Origin of the sequence: Vibrio mimicus CAIM 602, from assembly GCF_000338875.1 — a bacterium.
Taxonomy (GTDB): Bacteria; Pseudomonadota; Gammaproteobacteria; order Enterobacterales; family Vibrionaceae; genus Vibrio; species Vibrio mimicus.
This window is the reverse complement of sequence record NZ_AOMO01000027.1, coordinates 107,570-122,044: the sequence shown is the minus strand read 5'-3', so window position 1 is coordinate 122,044 and position 14,475 is coordinate 107,570. Positions and strand designations below refer to the sequence as shown.

The 14,475-nt window shown below is 45.4% G+C and carries 12 protein-coding genes; 1 reads left to right on the top strand and 11 read right to left on the bottom strand.

Annotation, left to right across the window (positions count from 1 at the left end; translation table 11 throughout):
* Positions 1-2 precede the first annotated feature (2 nt).
* The 10 genes from tssK to D908_RS11515 form a co-directional block, all read right to left on the bottom strand.
* On the bottom strand, positions 3-1,337 hold the full coding sequence (gene tssK / locus D908_RS11470) for a type VI secretion system baseplate subunit TssK (RefSeq protein ID WP_005524043.1): 1,335 nt from the start codon (positions 1,335-1,337) through the stop codon (positions 3-5).
* Positions 1,338-1,343: 6 nt separating this feature from the next.
* Positions 1,344-1,820, bottom strand: a complete 477-nt coding sequence (gene tssJ, locus D908_RS11475; protein WP_001045316.1) for a type VI secretion system lipoprotein TssJ — start codon at positions 1,818-1,820, stop codon at positions 1,344-1,346.
* Positions 1,821-1,822: 2 nt separating this feature from the next.
* Positions 1,823-3,313, bottom strand: coding sequence for a type VI secretion system-associated FHA domain protein TagH (gene tagH, locus D908_RS11480; RefSeq protein WP_005524041.1), 1,491 nt, complete (start codon positions 3,311-3,313; stop codon positions 1,823-1,825).
* Between the two features lie 2 nt (positions 3,314-3,315).
* Entirely contained in the window at positions 3,316-4,335 is a 1,020-nt protein-coding gene (gene tssG, locus D908_RS11485; RefSeq protein WP_032467574.1) for a type VI secretion system baseplate subunit TssG, read from the bottom strand.
* Positions 4,299-6,068, bottom strand: a complete 1,770-nt coding sequence (gene tssF / locus D908_RS11490; RefSeq protein ID WP_005524039.1) for a type VI secretion system baseplate subunit TssF — start codon at positions 6,066-6,068, stop codon at positions 4,299-4,301. The genes tssG and tssF overlap by 37 nt, the downstream gene beginning before the upstream one ends.
* Before the next feature lie 5 nt (positions 6,069-6,073).
* Complete coding sequence (gene tssE, locus D908_RS11495; protein WP_000221002.1) at positions 6,074-6,511, bottom strand: type VI secretion system baseplate subunit TssE; 438 nt, start codon at positions 6,509-6,511, stop codon at positions 6,074-6,076.
* A 2-nt stretch (positions 6,512-6,513) separates the two neighbouring features.
* Positions 6,514-7,989 (bottom strand): type VI secretion system contractile sheath large subunit, encoded by a 1,476-nt coding sequence (tssC, locus tag D908_RS11500; RefSeq protein ID WP_000072257.1) that lies wholly within the window; start codon positions 7,987-7,989, stop codon positions 6,514-6,516.
* A gap of 42 nt (positions 7,990-8,031) precedes the next feature.
* A complete protein-coding gene (gene tssB / locus D908_RS11505; RefSeq protein ID WP_000031395.1) occupies positions 8,032-8,538 on the bottom strand; it encodes a type VI secretion system contractile sheath small subunit in 507 nt (168 codons plus the stop codon).
* A gap of 428 nt (positions 8,539-8,966) precedes the next feature.
* A complete protein-coding gene (locus D908_RS11510; protein ID WP_032467586.1) occupies positions 8,967-9,887 on the bottom strand; it encodes an SEL1-like repeat protein in 921 nt (306 codons plus the stop codon).
* A gap of 67 nt (positions 9,888-9,954) precedes the next feature.
* A complete protein-coding gene (locus D908_RS11515; RefSeq protein WP_000526401.1) occupies positions 9,955-10,239 on the bottom strand; it encodes a type VI secretion system PAAR protein in 285 nt (94 codons plus the stop codon).
* A 625-nt stretch (positions 10,240-10,864) separates the two neighbouring features.
* Here D908_RS11515 and D908_RS11520 point away from each other — a divergent pair.
* Positions 10,865-12,544: an RluA family pseudouridine synthase gene (locus D908_RS11520; protein WP_005524019.1), complete on the top strand. Its 1,680-nt coding sequence runs from the start codon at positions 10,865-10,867 to the stop codon at positions 12,542-12,544.
* 56 nt (positions 12,545-12,600) lie between these two features.
* Here the strand turns inward: D908_RS11520 and D908_RS11525 are convergent, their stop codons facing one another.
* Positions 12,601-14,379, bottom strand: coding sequence for a SulP family inorganic anion transporter (locus D908_RS11525; protein WP_005517762.1), 1,779 nt, complete (start codon positions 14,377-14,379; stop codon positions 12,601-12,603).
* Positions 14,380-14,475 lie beyond the last annotated feature (96 nt).

Below are 14,475 nucleotides of genomic sequence, written 5' to 3'. Positions count from 1 at the left end.
GATTAACTCCTGATTGCCCAGAATTGCAGCTCAAGATCATCAAAGGCTGCAGCAACGTGGAACGCGAAACCGCTGGAGTGAGTCAGCATCGTCCATGCGGCACTGGTTTTGTCCAACTGGTAGTAGGTATAACCGGCGTGGTAAGGCAATTGACGTGGTGCAACCGGTAAAGAAATCAACGGAATACCTGGCAATTGCAATGAGATCAGTTCACGAATTTTCTCAACTGAAGCCACTTTCGTTTGTTGAGTGAACAAACGACGCAACTCATCAAGCGGCATACGAGCTTTCACTGCGATGATGAATTCCGCACTTTCCATCAGTTGCGGATCGTGAATTGGTGCAACCATCAAGCCGTACTTACGTTTATCGAGCTGGATAGAAACCGCACGCGGCTCTAACACAACACTCAAACTCTGACGCAGACTGCGGATCAGCGGCTGAAATGATTGGCTCGGTAAGTCATGGTTATAGCTGGGTAAACTTGGGGGTAGTCGGCTTTCATCAGTAAAAGTGGCTAGTTCTCCACAAGCTGAAGACAGGCATTCAAACAGACGATCTGGATGCAAGCTGCGCAGCTCAGCCAAATGCTTCATTTGTGGTTGCAGGCGATTGAGTGCTTGCAACAACATGAAATCAGACACATCCGCTACACCACCCTGTGCTGGAGAGCTGATCCGCTGCGCGATATTTTTTGCGCGCTCCCGCATCAAACCCGACATTTCATTGATAAAGCGGTGTAATGATGAGATGCCAACCACGTTCAAGTGACAAGGAATAAAATCTGGGTCAAGCACCACACTGCCATCAGGACGTTTTTCTAAAATGCGCCCAATAGCAATCGAAGCAAACGAACTGCGATCTTCACGTTCAAGCATCAATTGCAAACGCACAGGTGAGACATCAATCGTAGTGGTATCCCCTTGCACGCTGTGTACATCACGCACTTCTAAACGTCGACTGACGAAACGCCCTGTACCCCGTTCTTCCGGCCAGTTAATTTCCATCAAGGATTCACTGCGCAGCGGAACAGCAAGATAAACAATCTGGTTCGCCAATGACGCATCCATCACTTCCAATGCATCCGGCAGATGATCTTCTTGAGGGATACGAAATGCGGTGCCATCTGGCATGACCCCTACCGCCCTTTCAATCGCGATGCGACCAAAAGAGAGATATTCAGGGTTAAGTGATAACTCAGAAATTCCATACAAATAACGACTTACAGTGCTCAGGCGTTCATCCAGGCAGTACTCCATATATCTCTGCTGTTGCTGAAAATGTTGGGGTTTAATAAATAACCCTTCATTCCAGATCACTCGGTTACGCGCAAACATCGTTTGTTATTCCACCCTATCCATTTTCACATCGTAGTCTTTGAACAGCATCAACAGGTGATACTCTCGACCCTTGTTAAGTACCTTGACGGCCTTCTTCCATTCACTCAGTTCAGGTTCAGCAAAATGTGCCATGACACCGATGTAATTGGTTTCTTCATCAACTTCAAAAGCGTTAACGAACTTGAACTGCCCTGGAGTCAGTACGAAGTCATAGTTTTTGACAAAGTTACTGCGCAGCGCTTTTTTATAATCGGTTCTAAGCTGGTCATAATCGGAAGACATAAACATCGAGTCATCCTTCAGCTCAAACACTTGAATTTCAATCGGTGACGCTTCACCCCAGATGTTCGGGTTCACCCCCTCATCACTGACGAGGCTAAAGGTCACTTTGGTTGGCTCTTTCGCGGGTTCGTACTGTTCCGACGAACTACAAGCGGTCAATACCATCAACGAAAACAGCATCCACAGCACTTTGTTCACGGTTATAGCTCCAGTTGCTTCTCGCGGATTTTGCGATCATAGGCCTGTTCAAAGATCTCCCAGAACAACTTCTCAAACCCGCGCTGGCGGTTAGAGGTCAGTTCTTGGTAGTAGCTGCAATACATATTCCACGCCCACGCGTCAGTAGAGGTTTGCGTAGTATCAGAATTGCGTTTGTAGTGATGGAAGCGGCGCAACATCACTTGTGGTGAGAACGCATTAAGGATTTGACTCAGTGCTTCTGAAGTAGCGAACTGCATCGCTTCATTGTGGTCACGCACAGTTTTCAGGCTTTCTGCAATCGCAGCAGGAGCAGAAAGGTGCACAACACTCTTTTCCGCATCGTACAGAGTGCGGATCGTCTCTTCATAAGAGAGGCCTAAACGGAGTGGGTTGTCTTCAATCGGTTGTAGATTACGGTTCAAAGTACCAAAGCGGCTTTCACTCACCTGCTGGTGTAAATCAAGTAAGCCTCGAACACAGGCTTGTAACGATTCGCCTAACTCTTGCGATAATAGATGCATGCGTGCCATATCATCTTCATCGCTCAGATCGACACCCAGCCCATCCAAAATTGGACCCGTCACTAAATGGTTTGAGTGACTATTCGGGGTAGCGTGTAGATTGGAATACGCGCTTTTTTCCATCTGCGGCTGGAAACTTTTCGCGACTTCCTCTTCTAACAAATCCAGTACTTTTTCATCCATAGTGAAGCCCTCTGATACGTTGTTTTCGCTCGTTTTATATTGAGAAATCGGTGTAGTTTCGCCAGGAGTCACGTTTGGTGTTTCCTGTTTTGCCTGCTTTGAGAAGGAGGCTTTAGCAAAACCAAGAATTTTCTTTAAGCGGATTGATGAGGTCATCTCATATTCACTGTCCGCCTGTGGAGTAAAATCGTTACTTTTCAGTACTAAATTGTCTTGTGGTACTAAACTGGGTTGGGTCGGTTCTTGCGACGTAATTTGCGGCTCATCAATCAGCGATGCGGCACTGCTTTGCTCGCTCATCAGCGTATCCAATGCTTGTAATGGATCGGTATTAGGCTGCAGATCTGCAACTTCCGGCTCTATCTCTAAATCGACATCAGCAAGTAAGTCTTCTTGCTGAGAAGAGAAAAGTGCATCAAGTGAGCCATATTGTTCTTCCACCTCGAGCGCATTGCCAAACAAGACACGTAGGCGATATGGCCCAACGATAATTTCATCTTTGTGGCTCAATCGTGCCATTTGACCAAGCCCCAATGGCATATCGGCACCGTTGATATAAGTGCTGCCACAGTTATCTTTCAAACAGTAGGCTCCATCCACCATCACGACTTCACAATGCACAGGTTTAACTCGGCCTTGCGCATCGACTAAACGCCACTGAGCTGCGGGTGATGCACCAATCACACCGCCTGCAGATGTCCAAGTGTGCTGTGCGGACAAACCTGATTCCAAGTGCTGAGCATTGGTCACTAATAAGGTCAATGTAGGTAAAGTCACAGTGTTCATGGTTATTGCCTTACTTGAATTAAAACGTGTTTATTAGCGTCGTCTTTACCCAAAAATGAGGTCCAGCCCAGCGCGATATTTTGTTTTGAGTCCAGACAAAACTCTGGCGACTCTTGTTCATCCATAGTCAGTTCAAGGTCGTACGCCATTTGCTCACGTAAAATAAACTCCACCAGTTTGCACAGCGGCTGGTGTTCTTTTCCTGATGGAAGGAAATCTGCAAATCGGCCACGGGATAACTTATTGATACAGATGATAAATTTACCAGTACAGTCGACTACGGATTGACCGATAACCGTGTCTACGCCAAGACGGGCATTTTGCTGACCAAGCGACAACTGCTGAGATCGGTCAATGGATACACGTCTTCTCACCCACTGACGGATCGATACATCCGGCAAATCAAAACAGTGCGCTATAATTCCGGCCACCACCTGCGGTGAACGGCTACGTCCCGCCAAAGTGCCTGAGTAGGCCAGCATCTTGCACCAGTTAATCGGTGTTTCACCGCGTAAATCGGGATCACCCAGCCCAACCAAAGCAAACAACTGCGCGGAGAAAGCATCCTGCGCACCTGGCTGAAAACGTACGTAATAGCGATATTTGCGCCATACGCGATACACCAGATTGATCAATCGGTTATTGAAGAAATCCATAAATGGCTGTTTGAAACCGCCCGGTTCCTCTGTGACCAACTGTTCGACAATGAATCCTGGCAGAGGAGATTGAGCACCTGACAAACCAAAAAAATTCGTCAATAGCACCCAGCGTTCATCTTCACGCGCTTCCAACGTCATAACATCACATGGAGAAAAACCTAAGCTTGGGTTAGCACTAAACACCAAACGACATTCGCGCTCCCATTCCTCAGACTCCGGGTTTAAATCTGCCATTTTTTGCAACAACTCAACCAGTTGATAGAAGTTGTATTCCCTTACATTACCGGGCAAGCTCAACGGGGTGGCTTGCACTGGATCTGCTGGCATCAGATCAACGGCTGCATTCCGTTCTGTGTTCCCCATGAGTACTTCTCTTGATTGCTAATGTTCACCACGACCAATTCGTGGAATGAGTTAATGCTGGCGTAAAGAGCAAAGAAATGACTAAGCACTGTGCCAAAAAGGAACAGATCACCTTCTGACCCAAAGCCGGCCTGATCGATGTACAAAGTTGATTGCAAGCCACGCACTGGTAATCCGCGGAGGATTTTATCTACTGGCTTAGACTCGATTTTGACTATGCCATCCAGTCGCATACGAGCAACGCGCTCAGCCTGTCGATCGACTAAGGCGCGAAAATCGTAGGCACGTAGAACACAACTCAGTGCATCTTTTGACAGTAATGAAAGATAGTTCAGTGACAGATTAGAAATAAGCGTCCATAACAGACTGCCATCAAGCACTGGGCGTAAAGATTGCGATGGCACAGTGATGTTTTTAAAGGTGGCAAACGGTGGCGACGTGTCTGTCGGCACACAGATATCGCCAATGCCTAGCTCCAGTGGCAGCAAACGGTTAGTACATGTCAGTTTGAGAGAAACGGCTTCATCAACACCTATAGAAAGTGTTTCATCACCGCGAACAAAAGAGATAAAGGAATCAAAACCATCCCCGCGAATGCTCTCTTTCACTCGAGTGCGATAGTAAAGAGCCTGACGATGCCGAACTCGTTCGACTTCGTGTTGAAAACTTTCAAAAGAAGAATAAACACGTTTTTCACCACGAATCCGTTTCCCTTCAGATTGAGTATCTTGCCAACCGACAACCTGATCCACACTGAAAATCTCATAGTGTGCTGGGTAACGACTCGAAGGTACGATGCGATATTCAGCTCGGCGTCCAGTCAAATCGATCGGATCTGCATCGTGTTCAAACAAATTGATCACGGGAGTGCAGTAAAGCTGAAAGTTATCCTGTCGTACTCGAGTATCGGCGGGAAGTGTTTTTGAAAAATGGATATGTAGCGTAAGTTCGCCACTAACCGATTTCGGCAGTGCTTTAGCCAATCCCTTCACATCAAAGAAGTGAAATGCTTCCGGAAACGACAAGTACTCTTGTAAAATCCGATAGCCATCATAAACGTTTTTAGGATAAGGCAGTAAAGATTGCTCACTATCAAAACCAACGGTAGAAAATGCATCAGCTGGCAAGGAGAATTCAACTCCTTGCACTTCAATCGTCATTTTCTGTAAGTAGTGATGCAGCCATAGATAAAGGGTTTGCGAACTGTATTTATCGCCACCCAAATAAAAACGCAAAGTATCCAACTTGGCATCCCCGACCGTCATATCGCCTAGCATAGCGAGAGATATTTTGATCGTTGTCGCTTCACGGGTATGTTCTGCGTGTACGCCTTGGCACTGCATAGGGTACAAAACTACATCACGACAAGTATTGAAATGGCATGAAGTGCCGAAGACTGGTTTACTATCAAGCTGAGTATTACGCTGAATCACTTGCTTTTCACTGACGCTCTTATCAGGCTCAAAAGCAATCACACTCATGCTAGGGATCGGGCGTAAATAATTAGGCCACAACATGTTAATAATGGAGTGAGTGAGTTCAGGGAACTCATCCTCCACCTTTTCACGCAAACGCGCGGTCAAAAATGCAAAACCTTCCAATAGACGCTCAACGTCAGGATCAGTCGTACGGCCGTGAAGAAAACGCGAAAGCTGAGGGTGAATTTCCGTAAATTCTTTCCCTTGCTCTTTTAAGAAAGCGAGTTCTTCCCTGAAATACTTGTCTTGCGTCATAGAAGTTAAAACACTCGATATTTTCTGTTTTGATCCAACAACAGACTGAACTGAACCTTATCGTGCAACGCTTCGCTATTGATTGTCGCTGTAATATGAAACCTTAAAGTGAGCGGATTAAAGCTATCTTGCTCAGCGCGTACGAGAACACGGGTCAAACGCGGCTCATAACGTTCAAGGCAGTTTTGAATCGCGAGCTTAATACGCACAGACAGATCTAAGGTTTCCAAAGTTGCATCGTTAAAATCTATCAACCCGAGATGAGGAGCACTTTGTGCACCACCAATCCGAGTGTTCAGAATGTTGGAGACATTCCGTTTGATCGACTCGAGTACATCCCACGCATCTGGCCCACGGGTCAGAGACATTGGTCTGGCGTTGGCTTCCAAACGTTCGAAAAAGCCAACACCAAATGCACTCTCTTCAGGTGCGATGTACGTCATAATCAGGCTTGATCAAGACGTCCGACCAAGGACAGCTCAAAGTTAGCACCCATATACTTAAAGTGAGGGCGAACGGCGAGCGACACTTGATACCAACCTGGGTTGCCTTCGACATCCATAACTTCAATGCGTGCAGCGCGTAAAGGACGGCGACTACGAACATCCGCTGGTGGGTTTTCCTGATCGGCAACGTATTGTTTGATCCATGAGTTCAATTCACGCTCGAGATCTTGACGCTCTTTCCAGGCACCAATCTGTTCGCGTTGCAGTACTTTTACGTAATGCGCCAAGCGGTTGATGATCATCATGTACGGAAGTTGAGTACCTAACTTGAAGTTGGTTTCCGCTTCTTTGCCTTCTTTGGTATTAGGGAATACTTTCGGCTTTTGAATCGAGTTGGCAGAGAAAAATGCTGCATTATCAGTGCCTTTACGCATGGTCAGTGCAATAAAGCCTTCTTCAGCTAATTCAAACTCTTTACGATCGGTGATGAGAACTTCTGTTGGGATCTTACTTTGTAATGCGCCCATGGACTCAAATACATGCACAGGCAGATCATCGACTGCACCACCGCTTTGTGGCCCGATGATATTTGGACACCAACGATATTTAGCAAAGCTGTCCGTCAGACGTGTGGCGAAAGCAAACGCGGTATTCCCCCACAGGTAGTGTTCATGTGACGCACTAACGTTTTCTGCATAGTTAAATGAACGAACCGGATTTTCGATTGGGTCATAAGGCACTCGCAACAAGAAGCGAGGTGCGGTTAAACCGATATAACGTGCATCTTCTGACTCACGTAGAGCACGCCATTTGGTGTATTTAGGGCTTTCAAAGGTCGCTTTGAGATCTTTAATATTTGGTAGCTCTTCAAAAGAGTCAATACCAAAAAACTCAGGCCCCACACCAGAAATGAATGGTGCATGAGCCATTGCGCCTAACGCGCCCATGTACTGAAGTAACTTCATATCCGCATTGGAAGGTGTAAAGGCATAGTTACCAATAATGGCACCTACAGGTTCCCCACCAAATTGGCCGTAACCAGCTGAATATACATGTTTGTAAAGGCCGGATTGTGCAGTTTCTGGTGCAAACTCGAAATCTTCCAATAGCTCGTCTTTGGTAACATGAAGGATTTCGACTTTGTTGTTTTCACGAAAATCAGTGCGATCCACAAACAGTTTCAGACTGCGCCATGACGACTCCATTTGTTGGAACTGCGAATGGTGAAGAATTTCATCCATTTGGGCACTGATTTTTTTGTCTAGTTCAACCAGCATCTGGTCAACTAAAGATTTGTTAACTGGCTCTGCGGAATTTTGGGAACCAATCAAATTTTCGATAAATGCGGCGACACCTTTCTTCGCGATGTCATAACCCTCTTCGCTTGGTGCGATTCGAGTTTGAGCCATGATTTCATCGAGTAGGCTGCCTTGGGCAAGCTGTGGTCTTTCCAAGACCTTTTCAGTATTAGACATCATTAAGTTCCTAATGAGTGATTAATTGATATAGAGATCTGCTTACGCTTGTGGCTCTTCTTGCTCACTGAGCAGATTCAATTCTGCCAACAGCTTTTCTCTCGACTCTTCCGAGTTGAGCAGAGACTGCAAACGCTCACGAAATGCTGGGATGTTACCTAGTGGCCCTTTCAGAGCGACTAACGCTTCACGCAGCTCAATCAATTTTTTCAGTTCAGGAACCTGTGATGCCACAGCATCAGGTGCGAAATCCGCTAAAGATTTGAAATTCAATTCAACAGGAAGCTCCGCATTTTCTTCATCACTCAACCTGTTTTTCACAGTTGCGGTGATTTTTAGCTCACTTTCACGCATCACTGCTTCAAAGTTGTTCTTATCTACCGTTACAGTCGAGCGCTCTTCCAATGGGGTTTGCTCTGCATGCCCTTTGAAATCACCTACGACCAGAGTTTTGAGCGGTAGCTCAACCTCAGCCTGTGAATCTCCCGCTACCGGAATATACTTAATATTAATCCGCTCTTTGGGAGCTACACTTCCTTCTTTAGACATATTACGTCTCCAATACCTATGCCAAACGTTGTCAATGAAACAGCTGTCTGAATTAGGCTTCAAACAACCAAGAATCTTGAACTTTATCCTTTAAGACAGCTAAAGCTGCTCACCTCAAATATGAAATGGGTCAATAACCGCCGTGAAACTGTAAGATGTAATATCCCACACTAAGCCATGTGTTCACGGGGTATTTTTGGTGTATTCGTTAATTATGGATTCTTATACAAACGGGTCGTTAACAGTTTTTTACTGCTAAATGTCAGTTATCTGATCTCAATATCGTTTGCGTTAATTAAATATCCTATAAATTATGAGATGGCATTCTATTCATGTAGACGAAAAAGGTAATATAGAAAAACCTCAAAGCGTGATCTGTTCCCAGAAAATATATTCTGTAGCCATACTTAAATAATATTGCTCTCGAGTTAATTATCCCAGTAAGAATCATGATTGAAAAAAGGTTTATATTTTTCGAGTTGCATCTCGATTTCTGAAGCTATTTCTTTTTCATGCTCATTTAATTTTACTGAAATATCAAGCAGTTGCTTCTGACTATTTTGGTAAACATTTCCAAGGCGATCACTGCCTGCAATCTCTAAATACAGGCCAAAATAAGCTTTCGCTTGCTTAAGATCGGGGGTAACAAATCGATAAAGTTCGCTATTTCCACTCAAGATATTGCCCATTGCCACTAAGGCTGTCAGATCACCATGTTGCACAGCTTGTTGACGCCAGTAATACGCATCTTTATATTTTCCTTTATTTTCAAGAAATTGAATAAAGTTGCGTATTGCGGGGATATAACCCGTTTCAGCCGCTTTGAGGTAGGTTTCACGTATTTCAGTTGATCGGCTTCCCGGCATTGGGTAGCTGCCTTTACCCTGGCTGATCTGTTCAGCCCACAACATCAACCCCGCAGGGTGCTGAAAATCAACTGCAATATTGAGATAGAATTGAGAAAGCTTAGGATCACTTTCTTGGTAGTACAGTGCCAATTCGTATGCAGCCTGACTTGGCTCGCTAGCACCTAATTCAATGACTGCATTAAAGTAACGCTGCTGCCATAAGTCACGTTCTACCGCTCTTAACCAGGCACCATCTTGGTATAGCACACGCATAGCTTGGCGGCTCCCACCTTGTGCCGCGAGTAACAAATAGTATTGGCTTTCCGGTGGTGTACGGATTGTTGTCCTGTAATTAGCGACTTCCATCGCATACAGATAAGCGGCATTAGGCTCACCAAGGTCCGCAGCGTATTTCAAGTACTGACGAGCCGTTAGGTTTTTAAATTGAGCACGCAACAAACGTCCATTTTCAAAGGCTTGCTGAGCAGTTAACTGTTGCATGTCGTAGGAGATTTCATTGCTAAAACTACTAAAAACCGACAGCAAACCTGCTGCACAAATCAGCACTTTACCCGATATTGACACTGCTCGCTCCCTGTAACACTCCACCACAATCCACTGCATCACCCGCTCTCGCAGCGGGCTTACCATCAATCATTACGGTCCCAGAACCAGCAGCAATAGCTCGGCCATGTGGGGGGTGCTTGGGTTTATCATGAGGCGCTAAAGGGTCACCAACTCGGGCGGCCGGAATACCATCATAACGAACAGTACCTGAGCCAGATGTCACAGGTGTAGGAGGAAACCCATCATGATCTGTTCCTATATGCCCAACTACGATTCCATTACCCATATTCTTTCCTCAACTTAAACTTATAAGACTTAAAGCAAAAAATATTCCACCTTTTGTTCGACAAATTGTCTCTACACTCGCAACTATCAGGCAACTTTTTGCCCGATAGTTAACAATACATACCCACTGAGCAATTTTTTGCCTGCTGATAAAGATGTCATGAAAATGTCAATTAAACACAATTTAATATCATCATGCGATATCAATTCCCTTTATATTACTTTTAATAATTAAAAGAATTAATATAGAAATGATATGATGTCTCCAATTTGAGATTTTGGATATTTTTTATTTAAACAATCAACTCTATCTCGAAATTTTCATCGAAAATAAAATTAAATTCAGCCTGTATATTTATTATTTCAAGAATTATTTTCTTAATTAGATTTTAATGTTATTCATAGTAAAAATATTTCAATGAATTCAATTGAATATATCAAGGGTTTCTTCCAGTACAAAATCCGACCAGTATCTGTGAATAAATAAAAATAGTTTTTGTGCTACAAATGCCGCGATTTTTCTGCAACCATTGCAAACAGTAAGTGTTAACGAGCAAAACATCACCTGACAAGAGCTAAGCGAGCGAGTAAGATGCGCGCTTGCTTTACCGACTCTGTTAAATGCTATGTCTGCTCTACCCAACTGCTTTACTCATTTCATATCACCAATCCGTGATATCACATTACCCAAACGTTTTACTTATCCGTTTTGTTATCAACCACACCCATTATGTGAAATCGCGGCGAGTGAACTGCAACAGCATCTGCTCACACAAACCCATTGGTATCATCCTTTTGGTTTGACCGACACTGACCCACAAGCACATGGCAAAATGTTTGGCGTACTGGTGGTGCAACATGCTTCAGGCGAGTTGGGGTATCTATCCGCCTTTTCTGGCCAACTGGCTGAACAAAACGAATTACCTAGGTTTGTTCCCCCTGTTTTTGATCGTTTTGCAGATAAAAGTTTTTTCAGGATCGATGGCGATGAGATTGCTTCAATTAATCAGCAAGTTCGTGAACAAGAAGCAGATCCCGAATTGGTTCGGCTAACGGCCACTATAACCAAGTATCAATCGCAGGCGGAGCAAGCATTAGAGCAACAACGTGTACTGATGGCAGAGCAGCGCCAAAATCGAAAACAGCAAAGAGAGCAAGCTGAGCTCCTGTCCGAACAGGAAAGAGCCGGGCTTTTCGCTACTCTTGCCGAAGAGAGCGTATTTCAGAAACGTCAGTTGCAGTTCATTAAGCAAGAATGGGAACAGCGGATTGCCACTGAAGAGAGCCTATTGAATGCGAAATTGGCAATCATTGAACAGCTTAAGCAAGAACGTAAACAGCGCTCTGCGGCTTTACAGAAAAAGCTTTTTACAGGTTATCGTTTTGCCAATATTGCCGGGGTTGAGAAAAATTTAGTCGAATTGTTTTCGGTGACTAAAAATCCACTACCACCTGCGGGTTCTGGGGAGTGTGCAGCGCCTAAGCTTCTGCACTATGCGTTTCAGCATCAGCTCAAACCTATCGCGTTGGCGGAGTTCTGGTGGGGGCGTTCACCTAAGTCAGAAATCCGGCAACATAAGAAGTTTTATCCCGCTTGCCAAAGCAAATGCCAGCCTATTCTGGCGCATATGCTGCAAGGAATGGAACTAGACGATAACCCATTACTAAACAACCCGGCTGCCGACAAAGAGATATCGATCGTGTATCAAGATGAAGCTATCGTCGTGGTCAATAAACCAGCCGAGTTTCTCTCTGTGCCCGGCGTGCATGTTCATGATTCGGTACTGACACGCTTACAAGCACAATTTAGTGAAGCAGAGGGTGTGTTTGCACTGCATCGGTTGGATATGTCCACCTCGGGACTTTTAGTGTTTGCACTCACGCGACGTGCCAACAAACATCTGCAAAAGCAGTTTATTACCCGTGCTGTGCAAAAACGTTATGTCGCTATGATCGAAGGTACACTTACTGATGCACAAGGTGAAATAGAGTTGCCTTTGTGTGGCGATCTGGATGACAGACCAAGACAAAAGGTGTGTTGGCAACAAGGCAAACCAGCCCTCACTCATTGGGAAACCGTCGCCGTTGAGCAAGGCCGCACGAGAGTTTATCTTTACCCACATACGGGTCGGACTCATCAACTTCGGGTGCATTGTGCTCATCATTTGGGACTTAATTGCCCAATAGTGGGCGATGATTTGTATGGCACACAAGATCAGCGTTTACATTTGCATGCTGAGAAACTCAGCTTCTCTCATCCTTATACGAAGCAGCCGATGACTTTTGAAGTTGCGGCAGATTTTTAAGCGGGAAATTCAGCCGTAAACAGAAAGGGCTCATTAATGAGCCCTTTCGTCAAACGTTAAGCGACTTCCGTCGTTGTGGGTTTTAACAATACACTGATGTCTGGCTCTTTTTGCACAACAGGAACTTGGCCTTCTTCCATCGCACTCAAGTAACAGCCACTGAGTTTAATGGCTAAGTACATGTCCGCACGAAGCACAATCCCACCTTCTGAGGTATTAATCCCCGTTAAATCACACCAGTGGCGCAGGCTACGTTTTCTCCCCGCCAGTATTAAACGGATCCCACGCTTTTTAAGTATGGTATGCAAATCCGCCAGCATCGCCATCACGCTAAGATCCAAGTGGGTGAAGCTAGACACTGCATCAATAATCACACAACCGACTTGGGTACCTTCACGTTCTGTCTGATCTAAGATCCGCCGCTTGAAATACGGTGCATTAAAATAGGTGAGCGGTGAGTTGAAACGGAAAATCACCATACCGGGGATAGGTTTCGCTTTTTCAGAACCATCTAAAGTACGCAGTGTGCCTTCATCATCCAACCCCATCATCTGATCGGTAGGACGCATGACCAATTTGAGGAACTGGAATAGGCCGAGCAAAACTGCCAGTGTGATGCCGGGGATAACGCCAATCACTAAGACAGCGATAAAGGTAATCAATGCGAGATAAAACGCATCTTTGTCGCGCTTTCTTAGGTTCCAGATCCCTTTAAAATCCAATAACGACAAAGAGGCAATCACCAAAACTACTCCCAATGCTGCCACAGGAATGAATTGCAAAGGCTGATAGACAAAGACCGCGACTAAAGCGATGAGCAGAGCTGCGATTACCGACACCAATTGTGATTTACCACCATTCGCATCATTCACCGCCGTGCGCGAATCGGCGCCACTGATAGCAAAACCTTGCGAGAATGCCGCAGCCACGTTTGCGACCCCCAAGGCTCGAAATTCTTTATCGGCATCAATATCGTAACCATTTTTCGCCGCAAAACTGCGTGCAGTCAACATCATGCTCACGAAGCTAACCATAGCCAAGTTCAACGCAGGCATAACCAACTCACGGCTGATCCCTAAATCAAAAGCAGGTGCTTGGAAATCAGGTAATCCACCTTGGATCACACCGACTACTTGTACTCCAACGCTTTCTAAATTCAGTCCCCATACCAACAGTGCTGCAACCATGATGGCAAACATCGCCGCGGGCCACCTTGGTTGAAAACGTTTAACAACGAGATACGTGCCTAAAGTCAGTACGCTCAGTCCCAATGTCTGCCAATGTAGGGAATACAACAACTCAGGCGCTTCCAAAATACGCTCAAGCAAATAGCGTTTTTCATACTTCAAACCCAACACTTTCGCGAACTGGCCCACGATGATGGTCAGTGCAACACCGTTCAAAAGGCCAAGTAAAATCGGACGTGAAAGAAAATCGGCAAAGATACCCAATTTGAGTCGGCTAGCGAGTAAGCACCATAACCCTGTCATTGCGGTCATGGTCATGACGAGTTGCCAATGTTTGGTGGGGTCCCCCGCCGCAAGTGGCGTAACCACAGCCGCAATCACGGCACAAGTTGCGGCATCTGGCCCCACAATCAGTTGGCGAGATGTTCCCATTACGGCGTACACCAACATAGGCAAAACGCAAGAATAGAGCCCGACAATCGCGGGAACCCCGGTCAGTTGCGCATAAGCAATCGCCACTGGTAGTGCTACTGCCACCACAGAAAATGCGGCACGCACATCATCCGTAAACCATCCCCGTTCATAATTTTTAAATTGGTAGAGTCCGGGGAACCACTGCCTTATCCACGCTGATTTCACTTCATTCACCTGTTAGGCAAAAAATTGTCATTGTTTTGCAACACAGTTTAGCGGAAATTGCAGCAACTCTCCCGCTAATTTACTGATTTAAAATGCTCCTGTGCG